At 65.2% G+C, this 15920-nt stretch carries 12 protein-coding genes; 5 read left to right on the top strand and 7 right to left on the bottom strand.

What is annotated here, in order from left to right; translation table 11 throughout:
* Positions 1 to 99 precede the first annotated feature (99 nt).
* Positions 100 to 1260 (top strand): glycoside hydrolase family 13 protein, encoded by a 1161-nt coding sequence (locus CJZ82_RS12560; protein ID WP_094556117.1) that lies wholly within the window; start codon positions 100 to 102, stop codon positions 1258 to 1260.
* A 79-nt stretch (positions 1261 to 1339) separates the two neighbouring features.
* Here CJZ82_RS12560 and CJZ82_RS12555 read toward each other — a convergent pair whose 3' ends face one another.
* From CJZ82_RS12555 to mnmE, 5 genes are all read right to left on the bottom strand, one after another.
* On the bottom strand, positions 1340 to 3514 hold the full coding sequence (locus CJZ82_RS12555) for a protein kinase (RefSeq protein WP_094556116.1): 2175 nt from the start codon (positions 3512 to 3514) through the stop codon (positions 1340 to 1342).
* Positions 3511 to 4287, bottom strand: a complete 777-nt coding sequence (locus tag CJZ82_RS12550) for a PhnD/SsuA/transferrin family substrate-binding protein (protein ID WP_233130226.1) — start codon at positions 4285 to 4287, stop codon at positions 3511 to 3513. The genes CJZ82_RS12555 and CJZ82_RS12550 overlap by 4 nt, the downstream gene beginning before the upstream one ends.
* Before the next feature lie 128 nt (positions 4288 to 4415).
* Positions 4416 to 5294, bottom strand: coding sequence for a DUF3365 domain-containing protein (locus CJZ82_RS12545; protein WP_094556114.1), 879 nt, complete (start codon positions 5292 to 5294; stop codon positions 4416 to 4418).
* Positions 5295 to 5424: 130 nt separating this feature from the next.
* Positions 5425 to 6312: a carboxylating nicotinate-nucleotide diphosphorylase gene (nadC, locus tag CJZ82_RS12540; RefSeq protein WP_198949763.1), complete on the bottom strand. Its 888-nt coding sequence runs from the start codon at positions 6310 to 6312 to the stop codon at positions 5425 to 5427.
* A gap of 54 nt (positions 6313 to 6366) precedes the next feature.
* A complete protein-coding gene (gene mnmE / locus CJZ82_RS12535) occupies positions 6367 to 7719 on the bottom strand; it encodes a tRNA uridine-5-carboxymethylaminomethyl(34) synthesis GTPase MnmE (RefSeq protein WP_094556121.1) in 1353 nt (450 codons plus the stop codon).
* Between the two features lie 43 nt (positions 7720 to 7762).
* On the opposite strand from mnmE, the gene CJZ82_RS12530 reads away from it, so the two are divergent.
* Entirely contained in the window at positions 7763 to 8026 is a 264-nt protein-coding gene (locus tag CJZ82_RS12530) for a DUF2062 domain-containing protein (protein ID WP_233130225.1), read from the top strand.
* A gap of 34 nt (positions 8027 to 8060) precedes the next feature.
* On the opposite strand, the gene CJZ82_RS12525 is transcribed toward CJZ82_RS12530, so the two are convergent.
* Positions 8061 to 8249, bottom strand: a complete 189-nt coding sequence (locus CJZ82_RS12525) for a hypothetical protein (RefSeq protein WP_094556113.1) — start codon at positions 8247 to 8249, stop codon at positions 8061 to 8063.
* 203 nt (positions 8250 to 8452) lie between these two features.
* On the opposite strand from CJZ82_RS12525, the gene CJZ82_RS12520 reads away from it, so the two are divergent.
* On the top strand, positions 8453 to 10108 hold the full coding sequence (locus CJZ82_RS12520) for a hypothetical protein (RefSeq protein ID WP_143593663.1): 1656 nt from the start codon (positions 8453 to 8455) through the stop codon (positions 10106 to 10108).
* Positions 10108 to 11853 carry a hypothetical protein gene (locus tag CJZ82_RS12515; protein WP_094556111.1) on the top strand — a complete coding sequence of 582 codons (1746 nt, stop codon included), beginning with the start codon at positions 10108 to 10110 and terminating at the stop codon, positions 11851 to 11853. Before CJZ82_RS12520 ends, CJZ82_RS12515 begins: the two co-directional genes overlap by 1 nt.
* Here the strand turns inward: CJZ82_RS12515 and CJZ82_RS12510 are convergent.
* Positions 11799 to 14192 (bottom strand): bifunctional (p)ppGpp synthetase/guanosine-3',5'-bis(diphosphate) 3'-pyrophosphohydrolase, encoded by a 2394-nt coding sequence (locus tag CJZ82_RS12510; protein ID WP_094556110.1) that lies wholly within the window; start codon positions 14190 to 14192, stop codon positions 11799 to 11801. The genes CJZ82_RS12515 and CJZ82_RS12510 overlap by 55 nt on opposite strands.
* A gap of 105 nt (positions 14193 to 14297) precedes the next feature.
* On the opposite strand from CJZ82_RS12510, the gene CJZ82_RS12505 reads away from it, so the two are divergent.
* Positions 14298 to 15917, top strand: a complete 1620-nt coding sequence (locus tag CJZ82_RS12505; protein ID WP_094556109.1) for an ABC transporter ATP-binding protein — start codon at positions 14298 to 14300, stop codon at positions 15915 to 15917.
* Positions 15918 to 15920: the final 3 nt, after the last annotated feature.

The following is a 15920-nucleotide window of genomic DNA, read 5'->3' as shown; positions in this document are numbered from 1 at the left end:
AAAGCCACGCTGCCCCATTGATTTGGTATTTTCAACGCATCTATTGTATCTGCATGGCAGCATTCTGGCAAGTCAATCTTATTTTTCGAGGTGCCCTACATGCGGGTGGATCCGCTGCTGGGAGGCAACGGGGCACTGGAAGCCCTGATCGAGGCCGTGCACCTGCGCGGCATGCGGCTGATACTCGATGGTGTTTTCAACCATTGCGGCCGCGGCTTCTGGGCGTTTCACCATCTGCTGGAGAACGGCCGGGATTCTCCCTACCGCGACTGGTTCCATGTCGAGCAATGGCCGCTTAACCCCTATCCCGAGCCTGGGAAGAGTAGCGGCTATCAATGCTGGTGGAATGATCCGGCCCTGGCGAAGTTTCGCCACGATCACCCCCCGGTCCGTCGCCATCTCCTGGAAGTGGCCCGCACCTGGATCTCCGCTGCAGTCGATGGCTGGCGGCTGGATGTGCCCGATGAAGTGCCGGCCGACTTCTGGCGAGCGTTCCGACAAACCGTGCGAGCCGTGAACCCGGAAGCCTGGATCGTGGGCGAGATCTGGGGAGATGCTCGCCCCTGGCTGAGCGGTGATCAGTTCGACGGGGTGATGAACTACCCGCTGGTCTGGGGAATTCTTGGCTATTTCGGTGCAGCCAGTGTGCGCAGCGAGCTGAAATTGGCAGCCCTGCCCGACAATCCCTACCAACCCCTCGACCGGGCTGGGTTCGAGCAACGCATCTGCGAGGTTCTGGGCCGGCACGCACCAGCCGTCAACCGATGCATGCTCAACCTGCTCGACAGCCACGACACCCCCCGAGCCCTGCATGTTCTCAACGGCGATGAGGCCGCCCTGCGCCTCTGCCTGCTGTTCCTCTTCCTGCTGCCAGGGGCACCGTGCGTGTACTACGGGACTGAAATGGGTCTTGATGGAGGAGCGGAGCCCGGCTGCCGGGAGGGCTACCCCTGGGAGAGCACCCGCCGGGATCTGGCGGACTGGCTGCGGGACCTGGCCGCCCTGCGCCGAAGCCTGCCTGCTTTGCGATCGGCAGCGCTGCATTTCCTGGACAGCGGCCATGAGGACCTGCTGCTACTCCGGCGGGGCGAGAGCAAGGAGCGTGTGTGGGTGGCGATCAACCGTGGCGAGGCTCCTCAGCCCCTCTCGCCTCCCACCCCAGGCCGGCCACCGCTCTGGCGCAGCGTATCGGCAACAGATGCAGACACCACCTTCCTTGCCGGTCGATCGACGCTGATCGTGGCCGACCCCGTCCCATAACGCCAGTCCCACGACCCAGCCCGTCCATGCCCAGTCCCGGCGGCTTGGTGCAGGGAGTCAACGGGGGAGGGCTCCGCGCTCATCCCTGACCGAGGCGCAGACGCACTTCGTTCAAAGTATCAGGATCGACCCCGTATTTACGCAGGGAGCTGATCACCGCCTCCAGGCTCTGCTCCGGCGGCAGATCCTCGAGCGAGTCCAGCAGAGTGCCGCCGATGGGACCGACGACGCCCAGCACCACCTCCCGCAGCTTCGCCATGCCGGGGGCGACCGCTCCATCCTTGGGATCCTCGCCACTGGTGTCGGTCGGCTCCGGTCGCTCTGCCAGGGCTGGAGCCGAAGGAACGATCGAAGCAGCAGCCGCTCCGCGGCTCCGGGCCAGGGCCAGAAACTCGTCGGCCAGCGCCTCGGGAACAGCCGACTGAAGCAACAGGCGCCGAGCCGCTGGGGGATCGGTGCTGAGGGCCAGCCGCAGCGGCTCGGACCAGATCAGGTCGGCGATCGGTCCGATGCTGTGGCGCAGGGCATCCAGAAGATCACCCTGGCCCAGGGACTCCGAGCCGGGGTGCAACCCGTGAGGCTCATTCGGCCTGTTGCGGGGATCTGAATCAGCCGCAGCGGACAACCCTGGATCCTGACCGGACGGCGCCTGAGGGATCACCATCGCCGTCCGGAAGGCCTGGTCCACATCCGGCAATGCCAGACCAGCCCCAACAAGCCTGAGGCGAAGGGATTCCACCTCTCCAATGGGGATGGTGGAGAGGCAACTCTCCAACAACAACTCCACCACCGGGCCATAGGTTTCCGCGAGGCTGTGAAGCAACACGGACTTGCGCAGGGGGACCACAGGTGATGCCAGAGGCTTGAGGATCGGGATGGGCCTCACCATCTCGGCTGCATCCGCGGTGGGGAGGGGCCTGGGGCGATCGAGACGTTGCAGGGCATCGGCTGCGCTCTGCAGGCGCAGTGCCGGAGACTCCTCCAGCAGTGGCGCCAGCCAGTCGATCACTTCAGGATCAAGGTCATCAAGCCGCCAACGCCCCTGTGCCTGGTCGTAAAGATCGGCTGGCGACTTCCCGGTATACAGCGCCAGGGCCAGCACACCGAGCGCGTAGAGATCTCCGGCTACTGAGAGGCTCCCGAAACGAGCCCGCTCCGGGGGACTGTAGAAGGGACGGCAGGTGGGCTGTAGTCCTCCGGCCGCCCCCGCCTTGAGCAGCCCGAAGTCCACCAGGAACACAGGACCGCCCTCCTCCGACGGAATCAGATTGGCGGGATGGATGTCGCCATGGACGATGCCGGCCGTATGCACGGCCTCCAGCACCTCCAACACCTGACGCAGCAGTTCAGCCAGCTTCTGCTTGCGCCGCAGATAGGCCAGGGATCCCTGCAGTGACGCCCCAGCGATGTATTCCTGCAGAAAGAGGAAGAATCCCTGATGCTCGAACCCATCCACGAAACGGGGGAGGCGGGGATGGCGCAGCCGATCCATGCAGGCCGCCTCCACCTTGATCGCCTCGCGGTTGGTGGCATCGCAAGGGATCAGCTTGAGCACGGCCTTGCGATCGCCGCTGACCTGGCGGACCAGGTTGGTGTTGCTCCGCGACGAGTCCCCCAAGGGGCGCACCAGACGGTAGGGGGTATCAGCCAGAAAATCCTCTAGACCGATTTCCTCCAGGTCGGATCCGGGCTGGGTGCCCAGCAAAGCCTCCTCTTCGATCGCGTAGCAGGTGATGGGGCCGGGAACGCCCTTCAGGGTCACTGGACCCACCAGCACGGCACGGTGCTGGAACCGGGGGTCAATGAGATCGTAGGTGGATTGCACGAAAGCCACCCCGTTGACAGGGGCGGTGGTCTGCAGGCGTGAAGCCAGATGCACCCCCTGGCCGATGATGTCGTCACCATCGACATAGATCTCGCCGGTGTGGACTCCAAAGCGGTGCTGCAGCGAATTATGACCGCGACGGCTGATCCGGATCACCACGTCCTCCACGAATTCCAGGGCCTGGGTGGGACCATCAAAGGTGGCGAGGATGCCATCCCCCAGGCTCTTGACCAGACAACCGCCGTGCCGCTCCAGCAGAGCCCGGATCATCACCAGATCTTCCTTGATGCGCTGGATGGCAATTAATTCGTCTGCAAAGATCTGGGCCGAGGAATCCACCACATCACTGAAGACGATCACTTTGAGGTGTCGTTCCTGCAGGGAAGGTCCCGAGGTCGAATCCCCGACTCCATAGCCTGATGCACTCATGAGGTTATCTTCCGGCCATAGACACGATGCGGCTGCCCCTCGAGGGGCATACTCCAGCTTTCCACGTTGTCAACAATCGCCTTGAGCGGCTGTAGCTTCTGTTGCTGGGGAAGTCCGGAGGCGCTGTAGCCGATACTCTCTGGCATCTGGGCAGCCGCGTCATCCAGGGTCTTGAGAAAAGGAAGGTAGTCGGCTTTGGCCAGGGCGCTGCTCAACACCAGCGATCCCAGGGGAATGGCATGGCCATCCACCTGGAGTCGCCGCACTGCAGGTCCCGGATCGGGCATGGATTCATCCCAGGCAATAGCGTCCACCTCTCCTCGCTTCAGCATGGCCAACAAGGAGGCATAGTCGAGTGCAAATGAAACCCGTCCGAGGCTGAGACCGTGCATGTTGTAAAGGGGCAGATAGAAGCCACCCAGTGATCCTCGTGGCAACAGACCGACCTTGGCGCCGTTGAGGTCGGAGAGATGACGCAAACGGCTGCCTTCGCCCACCAGAACAGCTGAGAGTGAAGACTGGCGCAGCCCCAGCGGGCGCAGGGGGGTGTAGCCGAGCTCTGCTCGGAGAGCGAAAGCCGTCAGCCCAGGGGGCAGAAAGGCAGCATCCCACTTACGGGCTGCAAGCTTCATACGGGCCCGCTCCGGACTGTCCAGAGGCTCCAGTTCCACCTGACAGCCACTGGCCACTGTAAGCAGTTTGCCCAGGCTCTCACGCTGCTCAGAGCTGAGGCCGGCTCCTCGGCTGGAACCCCTGCCCTCGACCGGATCCATCACGCCCACCCGCAAACTGCCGGAAGGACCGCAAAGTGGCGTGCGAGCCACAGGGACGGCTGAACAGCCGGCTACAGCCGTCATCACCATCGGCAATACGACCATCCCCAATAACCCAAACCATCCCATCAGGGCTTCTGGCGATCCTTGAGCATCTGCATCGAGATCGCCAAGCTCTGCTTCATCCGCTCAAAACTCTGAGCGAGCAGACCTATTTCATCGCTGCGGACCTTCTCCTCGAAGCTAACGCTGGCGGGAGTGACACTGGCCTCCTCCGCCTTACTGCTGATCCGTCGCATCGGGCGGAGAATCAGCTGATCAAGCACCGCATTGGTAACCAAGCCCACTACCACGAAGGTCACCATCAACATCATGGCGGTAGCTAAGAGCGACTGACGCTTGGACTGGACCAACGCCTCCTGTGGGACGGAAACGATTTGGGCGCCGACAACTTCATTCAGCTTCCAACCGAAACCATTGGAATCTCCATAAGCCAGTAACTGACTGCGGGGAGCGCGGTCTGGAGTGGAATGGCAGGCCAGACAACTCTCCTTGCCAATTCGAATCGGGCGGGCTACATAGTGGAAGCTGCCCAGGGGTGTCATTTTCTCGCCACTAACACTGGTGGTAGAAGGACTCTCGCGGAATGACTCGATGATGGAGGTCTCGAAGGTATCCGCTTTGTCCTTGAGATTGGTTGGATTGAGGGCCGCTTCCCGATAGGAATATTGCTTGTAGTCTGGCTTGGCTCTGAGATAATCAAAAACAGTGTTAGCCGAATAACTAGGCACAGCTTCCGGACGAAAAATACCGGGCCCATTATTAAGCGGGGCTACAATGGGATTGACATTTTTGGTTGTGTATTCACGTACTGCCAGCATGCTGTCCATGAAAAAATCTGAACGCTGATTGATCAGGTCTTTCGCCTGCCAGCCAAAGAACTGATCCAGCACCAGCACTGCCAGCAGCAGCGAAAGACTGAACACAACTGAGAGGGTGATGGCCATTTGTCGTCGCAGAGGCCGTCGCCCAGTGCCACTCAGAAATGCCCGCAACGGAGAGACCTTCACGACATGACATAGTCACAGGTTAACAGTCAATCTAGGCAACATCCACCAGACTTTCCGCTCCTCCGGATCAGGTCAGCAGCGCCTCGTAACGCATGCTCAGATCCAGCCAGGGGCTGCGGGTGATGGGGGCGCTGGTGGAGATCAGATCGATTCCGGTGGCGGCATAAGCACGCAGCTGGGCGGGATCCACACCGGAAGCCTCCAGCACCACCGGCAGACCCCGCTCGATCGCCCGCCGCTGGAGTTGGGGCACCAACTGCCCGAGAGCCTCGGGCGTGAAGCCGTCGAGCAGAACTCCATCGGCACCAGCGCCAACGGCCTGGAGCGCCTCATCGTCGGTTTCCGCCTCCACGATCACCCGTGCCGGCCAGGGGGCGACGGAGCGCACGGCGGCGATGGCGCGCGACACACCGCCCGCCCAGGCCAGGTGGTTCTCCTTGAGCATGGCGGCGTCATCGAGCCCGCAGCGATGGTTCGTGCCCCCACCGCAACGCACGGCGTACTTCTCGAGCAGCCTCAGGCCAGGGGTGGTCTTGCGGGTGTCAGCCAGCCTCACTCCTGTGCCGCTCAGCACCGCCACCAGCGCCGCCGTGGCGGTAGCGATCCCGGACAGGCGCATGGCCAGGTTGAGGGCGGTGCGCTCACCGGCCACCAGGGCCGTCGCCGGTCCCGCCAGCTCCAGCACCCGCTGATCCAGCGCCACCGGCTCCCCGTCAGCCACCAACAGACGCACCTGCACCGAGGCATCGAGCAAGCGGAACAGCGGCTCAACCAGCACGCCACCACAGAACGTCCCCGCACGCCGAGCCGTCCAGCTGGCCCGCCCTGACTGGCCGACCAGGGCGGCTGCGGTCAGGTCGCCACGACCGATGTCCTCCGCCAGCCAGGAGCGGAGCTGAAGCTCCAGCTGAGGCTGGCTGAGCAGGGCGGCGGCCGCAAGGGCGCTCGGTGGGATGGCCAACGGAAAACCGGACAGGCAGGGGCTTCCATCCTGACGGCCACGACGCGGCTATTTGCCGATGCAGAAGCGGGAGAAGACACGGTCGAGCACGGCTTCGTTCACCTCCTCACCGGTGATCTCACCGAGGCTGCGTGCGGCCTGACGCAGGTCGATCGTCCAGAAGTCCCAGGGCAGATCTTCCGCGGCTGCCGCCAGGGAGCCGCCAAGGCTTTCGGCCGCCGCCGCCACCAGATCACACTGGCGGGCATTGAGGGCCACCTCCAGGCCAGGCCCCAGGCTGAGGCCACAACGGCCCAGAAGTGCCTCCGCCAGCGCCTCGAGGCCGCTGCCCGTCAGCGCGCTGATCACCACATCCACCTGGGCAGGAGTGGCGGCGACAGCGCGATCGGCCTTGTTGCCCACCACCAGCACCGGCACCTCGGCGGGCAACTGGCCGGCCAGGGCCGCGTCGGCCTCGGTCCAGCCCTCGCTCAGGTCCACCAGCAGCAGCACGGCGTCGGCGCTGGCCAGGGCCCGATGGCTGCGCTCAATCCCCAGGCGCTCCACCAGATCGTCGGTGGGGCGGATCCCGGCCGTGTCGAGCAGGGTGAGCGGGACGCCCTGAAGCACCAATTCGCTCTCCACCAGATCGCGGGTGGTGCCGGGCAGGTCCGTCACGATCGCCCGCTCACTGCGGCTGAGGGCATTAAGCAGGCTCGATTTGCCCACGTTGGGGCGGCCGATGATCGCCACCTTCAGACCCTCCCGCAGCAGTCGCCCATGGGAGGCCTCCTCCACCAACCGCCGCAGCGCCTGCTGCACCGCCTCCAGCTCCGCCACCAGAGCCGCCGGATCCAGGGGCGGCAAATCCTCCTCGAAATCCACCCGTGCCTCCAGCTCCGCCAGCTGGTCGAGCAGGCGGTCGCGCAGAGCGCTGATCCGCCGCTGCAGGCCGCCATCGAGGCCGGCGACCGCCAGCTGGGCCGCCCGGCGGCTGCGGGCCGTGATCAGGTCGCTGATCGCCTCGGCACGGGTGAGATCGAGGCGGCCGTTGAGGAAGGCCCGCTGGCTGAACTCCCCCGGCCGGGCCAGGCGTGCCCCGGAGCGGAGCACCAGCTCCAGCACCCGCCGCACAGCGATCAGGCCCCCGTGGCAATGAAGCTCGACCACGTCTTCCCGAGTGAAACTGCGGGGTGCCTTCATCAGCAGCAGCAGGGCCTCATCCAGGCGCTCCGCGCTGACTGGATCAACCACATGGCCGTAGAGCACGCGATGGCTCCCCCAGGGCTGCTCACCGGGGGGATGAAACAGATGGCGGCCGATGGTCTCCGCCTCGGGGCCGGAGATTCTTACGATCGCCACACTCCCCTCACCGGGCGCCAACGCCGTGGCGATCGCAGCAATGGTGTCGTCCGAATCCAAGGAGCCGAGAGGCCGTGGTCCACGCCAGTCTGGGTGGCGGCGCTTGAGTTCTGGCTTCCTGGCCAGGATCCATCTCTGCATCCACTGGCTGTGGATGCAGGAGGGAAGCCATGGACAGCGGGCCCGAGGGCTGGCGGACGGTGTGTCCTGTGGATGCTTTCCTTGCTTCGGCTTGCAGACCTTGCTGGGGGTGGGGCCTCTGGGAGCTGGGCTGGTCGTTCTCGGGCCGGCTGCTGCTGGGTTCGACGATCGTGGGCACGGTGGCGTCACCGGCGCTGGTTGGAGCGCCAGCACGGCAGAAACCTGAGCGGCAGCTGACGGATGAACCGCCAGTTGAGAGCTCAGCCGTTGCCGAATCCAGGGCAGAGCATCAGGTCGATGTGGCCTCCGCTCGGCTGACGCCACTCCCTGAACTCCTCGGCCAGTGCTCTGTGCTCCCGCCGCTTCTGAACTGCATCGAGGGCCTGAAGCCGTTGATGCACCAGATCAAGGGTGTCGTCGATCAGTTGGGCCGCTTGCTCGGAGGTCATGGCAGCACATGCCAGAGGGTCATCGATGGGTGGATTCAGACAGAGCCCAACTGTGAACGCTGTAGCGCCAAACACTCGGATCGTGCGCTGTGGCTGGATCCGCACCGGTCCAGCCAGTCATGCAGAGCCGTCAAGGTGTTCCTCTGGGACCGCTGAAACGGCCCATCCATGCAGACTGTGCGCTGGACGACCTGCAGCGAAACTTGAGCAGACAACGCATCGTGCTGACGGCGCTGTGGCTGCTCACCTTGGTCGGCCTTGCGGTGCGTGTCTGGCGGGCCAGCACAATCTCCGGCAGTTACGACGAGGAGATCGATTCGCTCGTCTATCTCAGCCAGCGCTGGTTGCAGGGGGGGCTCCTTTACCAAGAGAGCTATCTGCGTCAGTGGCCGATCGTCCAGTTGCTCTACGCCCCAGCAGCCTGGCTGGCATCGATTCAGGCGCACCGGATCCTGGTCATGGGCCTCAACCTGCTCGGCGGCGTTCTGCTGGCCTCAGCGGTGCGGAAGTTCTCACGCGCTGGCCTCATCCAGTTGGGGCCCAAGTCCCTTGTCCCCCTGGCCAGTGGGATCCTACTGGTGATCCTGAGCCAGAAAATTCCTGGCGGGATAGCCGGGAGCCCGCACCAGTTCGCCAACACCTTTCTGGTGCTCGCCGTCTACTCGCTGGCTCGGGGCCTGGCCGGTGCGAGGGAACTCCACGGGCAGCGGGGCTGGCTGGTGGCCACTGGGGCGATGGGGATGATGGCGGTGGCCTGTTTCTTCACCCTGATCTACCCCCTCACCCTGGTGAGTGTCCTGGTGCTGGTGCACCACCGTCAGCCGGGTCGGGCCGCAGGAGCCCTGGCTGGTGGCGCCGTCCTGGCAACAGCCCTGATGTTCCTGCCCTATCTGTTCGTGGCGGATGGTGCGAGCCACGCCTGGGCCGGCGCTGTGGCCCTGCCGCTGCAGTGGATCAGTCAGCAGATCTGGAGGGAAGCCGATGTGGGCTTCCTGTTCGGAGCACTGATCCGCACGCCGATCGCAGGATTGCCGCTGTGGCTGATTGCGCTGATGCCAGCGGCAGGGGTGGTCCTGATCGCCCAAAAGACGTGGAATGCGCCCGGGCGACGTCGCGAACGGTTGTTGCTGGTGCCTGGTCTGGCCGTGGTGTTCCTGCTCGAGCTCACTTGGTCGTTCCAGCGCACCGATTTCAACGGCCATGACGGCCAGTTGGTCGTGGTTCCCGTGGTTCTGTTCTTGGCCTCAGGGATGGCAGCTCTGGAGCGCTCCGGCCAGCCCGCCGTTCGCCGGGCCACCTTCAGTGGCACCTTGATCCTCTCGCTGATCCTGTTCAACAACATGTTCATCGCCGAGGTCTTCGGCGCCCCGTCACGACTCTCGAGCCGGGTGATGGCGCTGGAGCAGGACCGCACCATGCTGCGCACCTATCTGGCCGCCCTTCCCGCTGAAGACCGCGGCTTCACGGCGCCTCAGGATCCAGCTCTGCAATGGCAGTTGAACGTGCCGGCCACCACCGTGGGCATCGGCCCTGACTGGAGCCTCAATCCCCAGGGAATGAAAGCGTCCTGGGCCACCTCCGTGATCGGCCTGCCGGTGGGGGTGGCCCAGACCTGCTCACAGCTGCTTCAGCCCGCCAACGCTCACCTGGTCTGGAAACGGGTTGATCCGGAGGGTCCGAACACTGAGGCCTTCATACGCCAGTGCCTCAGCCAGGAGAGCGGGCGCTGGAAGGAGATCACCCAGGATCTGGGGCTGCGCACCGGCGAATTCAAACTGTTCCGCCGCAAGGAAAACCCCCTTTCGGTTGCGGACCCATCCGGCTTGACACGATCATCAGCGCGGCAGGACCCGCGCTGATGCACCACCGTGCGGCTCCGCATGGCCAATGGCTTGGGCTACTGGCCATCACCTGGCTGCTGATTCTGGTCGGGCTTGGCCTGAGGGTCTGGAAGGCTCCCAGCAGCGTGGGGAGCTATGACATTGATATCGACACGTTCTTCTTTCTCGGCTGGAAGTTAACGCAAGGCAGCCTTCTCTACACCGATCACTTCGATTCGAAGTGGCCGATCGTTCAATATCTCTTCGTTCCATCGGCCCTGCTTGGTTCAATCCGCTCGCACCGGATTCTGGTGGTCCTGCTCAATGCCGCAACGGCACTGGTGCTGGCCCGCAGCGTCGGGAGCCTCAGGCGCAGCGGCTGGATCGCGACAGGGCCGCGCTTCCCCCTCCCCTGGGTGACCGCTGCGCTCTATCTCCTGCTGAGCCAGAAACTGGTCGGTGGTCTATCCGGCCACATCCATCACTACGCCAACGCGTTTCTGGTGTTCGGCCTCGCCTGCCTCAGCCGCGAGCTGGCCCGGCGTGCGGATCTGCAGGCGCCGCCGCGAGCGACCCGAGGCTGGCTGGTGGCGGCCGGGTTCTGGCTCTTCATGGCAGCCGCCGTTCGCCCCAATCTGATCGCTCCGCTCCTGCTCACCACCCTGGCCTGCCAGTTGTGGCGGTTCGCCAGTGGCCGGCGCCGCGGCCCATCCATTGGAGCCATGTTCATGGAGTGCATGGCCATGGCCGGTGGCGGCCTGCTCGGTGTCTTGCTGGTCTTCGCCCCCTACGCGTTCGTTCCCGATGGCCCGGCCAGAGCTTGGGCAGGAGCAATCGAAGTCCTGCTGGAGTGGAGCAATCAGGCGATGCAGGACCAGGGCACGATGCTCCACTTCCTGCGGCAGATGTCAGTGGTGGGCATCGCCGGCATTGAGATCTGGATTCTGATGATCCTGCCCCTGCTGGGCATCGCCGGCTGGGTGCGTCGGGTGAAGCGCCATGGCAGCGGCGGCCGCCTTCTGCTGCTGCCGGCACTGGCCGCTGTGTATCTGGTGGGACTGGCGATCTCGTTTGAGCACACCCATTACTGGGGGCACTACGACCTGATGAGCGTGCTTCCCTACACGCTCTTGATCGTCAGCGGCATCGGCCTGCTCGATGCCCAGCAATGGCAGGCGCGCAGCCAGGGCTGGAGTGGAGCAATCGTGCTGGTGCTCTCGCTGATCCTGGCTTACAACATCGTGAGCCCCGAACTCTGGACGCATTCACCCACGGACCGGAGCAGCCGCAAGCAGGCTGCCTCCGCCCGACTCGCGGGCGAATGGAGCCTGGTGCGAAACCACCTGGCAGCGCAGCCGCCGGAGCAGCGGGGATTCATCTCCCCTCAGGACTTCTCCCTGCACTGGCAACTTCACCAGGATGCCTCCACAGTCGGCAGCCATCCCAGCTGGAGCCTTGAGCCCTATGGCCTGAGCGCCTCCTGGGCCACCCGCCGCCTCGGCCTTGCCATCACCGACGCCCAGGCTTGCGACCAGCTCGTCGCTGCTGAGAATCACACGATCGTCTGGAAAGCCACCGATCGCGGTGGGCGCCATTCGGAGAGCTTTCTGAAGGAATGCCTGGCCAGCCGAACGTCGCAGTGGAAGGAGATCACCGCCAGGGTCGGCCTGAGCGGGGAGATCTACAAGCTGTTCGAACGTCAGTCAGCTTCGCGGCAGACAACCCCTGATCAGCCGATGCCGGTGCGGCAGAGATCAAGCACATCCGCCATCGAGCGGATCTGATCCATGGTGGTTGCAAGCTGGCTGGCGCTGACGAGCTCCACCTTCAGATCGATGCGGGCGGGTTTGCCGTAGGCCGTGCGCACGCGGGCATCACTGACGTTGATGCGGCTGTCGGATAGGCGCGTGAGGATGTCCTTGAGCACACCGACCCGATCGAGCACCTCGATCCGGATCTGGACGGGGTAGCGACGACGCTGCTGGTCAGCGGCCGGATTCCAGCGCACCGGCAACCGGCGCTCTACCGGGACGGCAGCCACGTTGGCGCAGTCCTGGCGGTGAATCGTGATGCCGTGGTTGCCAAGGGCAACGCTACCGACGATCGCTTCCCCAGGCAGGGGACAGCAGCAGCCACCCAGGCGGTACTCCAGGCCCTCCAGCCCCAGGATCGGGCTGCCAGAGCCCTCCAGCGAAGATGGCAGGGGCAAACTGGCCTGATCCGACACGCTGCGGGCGAGGTCCTCGTTGCTGAGCACCGGGGCCGCTGCGGCGGTCGTCAGCCGGACCTCCTCACGCAGACGGTTGACCACCTGCTGCAGAGTGACGCCACCGAAGCCGAGGGCCGCCAACAGATCCTCGGTGCCCACCAGGTTGCAGCGGCGGGCCACCTTCGCGATCGCTTCTCCGTTGAGCAGGGCATCGAAGCCGTCGCGGCCCAGCTCCCGCTCGAGCATGGCGGTGCCCCGCTGGATGTTCTCCTGACGATGGCTGCGTTTGTACCACTGCCGGATGCGGTTGCGGGCGGTGGGAGTGGCAACGAAGTTGAGCCAATCCAGGCTGGGATGGGCCGACTTCGCAGTGATGATCTGAACGAAATCGCCGTTGCGCAGTGGCGTGGCCAATGGGCAGAGACGGTCGTTGATGCGCACGCCCTGGCAGTGGTTTCCCACTTCGGAGTGAATGCGGAAGGCAAAATCCACAGCTGTGGATCCCTTGCGCAACCCCACCACATCCCCCTGGGGTGTGAACACGAAAACCTCCTCATCGAAAAGGTCTTCCTTGATCGAGGCGAGGTAGTCGCTGCTGTCTTCGCCTCCATCATCCTGCTGCCAGTCGACCAGTTGGCGCAGCCAGTTGAAGCGATCGGCGGCACCGGCTGAGGCGGGTGAGCCTCCCTCCTTGTACTTCCAATGGGCGGCAATGCCGTATTCCGCCACCTGGTGCATCTCCGTGGTGCGGATCTGCACCTCAATCGGCCGATGACGGCCGATCACGGCAGTGTGCAAAGACTGATAGCCGTTGGGCTTTGGCAGGCCGATGTAGTCCTTGAAGCGACCAGGGATCGGGCGAAAGGTGTCGTGAACCACCGCCAGAGCGCGATAACAGCTCTCGAGATTGGGCGTGAGGATGCGCAGGGCCGCCACATCGAAGATCTCGTGGAAGGCCTTCTGCTGCATCTGCATCTTGCTCCAGATGCCATAGAGATGCTTTGGCCGGCCGCTCACTTCACAGTCGTGCAGCCCCGCCCCCTGAAGCCGTTGCACCAGCAGGGCCACCGTGGCAGCCAGTCGCTCCTCACGGTCGCTGCGTTTGCTGGCCACCTGCTGCTTGATCTCGCCATAGGCCTCTGGCTCGAGGATCTTGAAGGCGAGGTCTTCGAGTTCCCACTTGAAGCGGCCGATGCCGAGCCGGTTCGCCAGGGGGGCGTAGATCTCTCTGGTTTCACGGGCGATCCGCTGCTGTTTCTCGGGCTTGAGGGCCGCGAGAGTGCGCATGTTGTGCAGCCGGTCCGCCAGCTTCACCAGCACCACACGGATGTCACTGGCCATGGCCAGGAACATCCGCCGCAGGTTCTCCGCCTGGGCTTCGGTGTGGTTAGTGAAGTGAATGCCACCGAGCTTGGTGACCCCTTCCACCAGAGCGCGCACCTCGGCGCCGAAATGAAGCTCAAGCTCCTCGGAGGTGACGTCGGTGTCCTCGACCACGTCGTGCAGGAAGCCGGCGGCGATCACCCCGGCGCTGGCGCCGATGTCGCGCAGCAGATCAGCAACGGCGACCGGATGAATGATGTACGGCTCGCCTGTGGCTCTCACCTGACCGTCGTGGAGCTGGAAGGCGAAATCAAAGGCTGCCGCCAGCAGGGCTTCAGGATCGGTGGGACAGGTCTCAACGTCGCCGGGGGGCACGTGCACGATGCACTCCCTGAGCCAATCGGGGAGCTTCACCCCGTAGTCGTCGGGGCTGCGGATCGGCCGCCTTCTCAGAGCTGGGGCCGCGTCGACCACCGGGACCAGCGGATCGGCACAGTCCTCGGCAAGGCCAGGGCCGTGGCCGGAAACCGTTGCGGCCACAAGGCTCTCGCCCGCAACGTTGTCCTTGATTCCGACAGCGGTATCGAGCATCACCGGACACCTCTGGCTCCATCGTATGCAGATCACGCAACAAAACCACGAGTGCACCCGCACGCCCCCCATGCTGAGCCAGCACGTCCTGATCCGCCGCGTCCCATGGCCGACACGCGTGCCGCCGAGCCGGTGCTGGAGATCAGCGACCTGGTCGTGAGCTACCCAGGCTGCAGCGAGGCCCCCACCCTCAATGGCCTGAACCTGCGCCTCTGCTCCGGTGACACCCTTGCCCTGGTGGGGCCCTCCGGCTGCGGCAAAAGCACGGTGGCGCGGGCGGTGCTGCAGTTGCTGCCCGCCGGCAGCCGCTGCAGCGGCCACCTGAGCCTGTCGGGCCAAGACCCCCGTGCTCTGAAGCGTCCGGCCCTGCGCCAGCTGCGGGGGGAAGCCGTGGGGCTGGTGTTCCAGGACCCGATGACGAGGCTGAACCCGCTGCTGCGCATCGGAGAACACCTCAGCGACACCCTCTCGGCCCATCGTCCCGGCTGGGAGCGAGCCCGGGTGCGCCAGCGGGCGGAGCAGCTGCTGCTGCGGGTCGGCATCGGCCCGGATCGCTACGGCAGCTACCCCCATGAGTTCAGTGGTGGCATGCGCCAGCGGCTGGCGATCGCCCTGGCCATGGCCCTGGAGCCGGCCCTGGTGATCGCCGATGAGCCCACCACCAGCCTGGATGTGGCCGTGGCGGCCCAGGTGATGGCCGAGCTCACCGACCTCTGCCGCGAGAGTGGCAGCGCTCTGCTGCTGATCAGCCACGACCTCGCCATGGCGGGGCGATGGTGCCAGCGCATCGCCGTGCTCGACCATGGGCAGGTGGTGGAGGAGGCGCCCGCCATCAGCCTGCTGCAAGCTCCCAGGGCACCGCTCAGCCAGCGGCTGGTGGCGGCGGCCCGCGCCCGCGAAGGCAGCCACACCCCAGGCGCCGCCGAGGCGTCGCTGCTGCTGGAGGTGGAGGAACTGCGCTGCTGGCATCCGCTGCCCTCACCGCCGTGGCGGCAGCGCTGGCTGAAGGCCGTCGATGGGGTGAGCCTGCGCCTTGGGGCGGGAGAGACCCTCGGGGTGGTGGGAGCGTCCGGTTGCGGCAAAAGCACTCTCTGCCGCGCCCTGATGGGTCTGACACCGGTGCGTGGTGGCCGCGTGAGTCTGGAGGGCCGCGACCTGCTCAGGATGGGCGGGGGAGAGCTCGCCAGAGCCCGCCGCAGCCTGCAGATGGTGTTCCAGGATCCGCTGGCCTGCCTCAATCCGAGCATGACCGTGGGGGAAGCGGTGGCGGATCCGCTGCTGATCCATGGCGTGGCCAGCAGGCTTGAGGCCCGCGCCAGGGCCCGCGAAGGGCTGGCCACCGTGGGACTGGAGCCGCCGGAGCTCTACGAGAACCGCCTGCCGCGTCAGCTCTCGGGAGGCCAGCAGCAACGGGTGGCCATCGCCCGTGCCCTGGTGCTGGAGCCGAAGGTGCTGCTCTGCGATGAGAGCGTGAGCATGCTCGACGCCGAAGTGCAGGCGGAGGTGCTGGCCCTGCTGCGGCAGCTGCAGGGGCGCCTCGGTCTGGGGTTGATCTTCGTGACCCACGACCTGGCAGTGGCCGGCGGCTTCTGTCAGCGACTGATCGTGCTCGACGGGGGGCGAATCGTGGAGGAGGGGCCCGCAGGAGCGATGCTCGAGCGGCCCCAGGCCATGATCACCCGCCAGCTGGTGGAGGCCTGCCCACGGCTGCCAGCGCCCGCCTGAACC

It is taken from the genome of Synechococcus sp. 1G10 (assembly GCF_002252625.1).
Taxonomy (GTDB): domain Bacteria; phylum Cyanobacteriota; class Cyanobacteriia; order PCC-6307; family Cyanobiaceae; genus Regnicoccus_A.
This window is presented reverse-complemented; position numbering and strand designations above follow the sequence as displayed.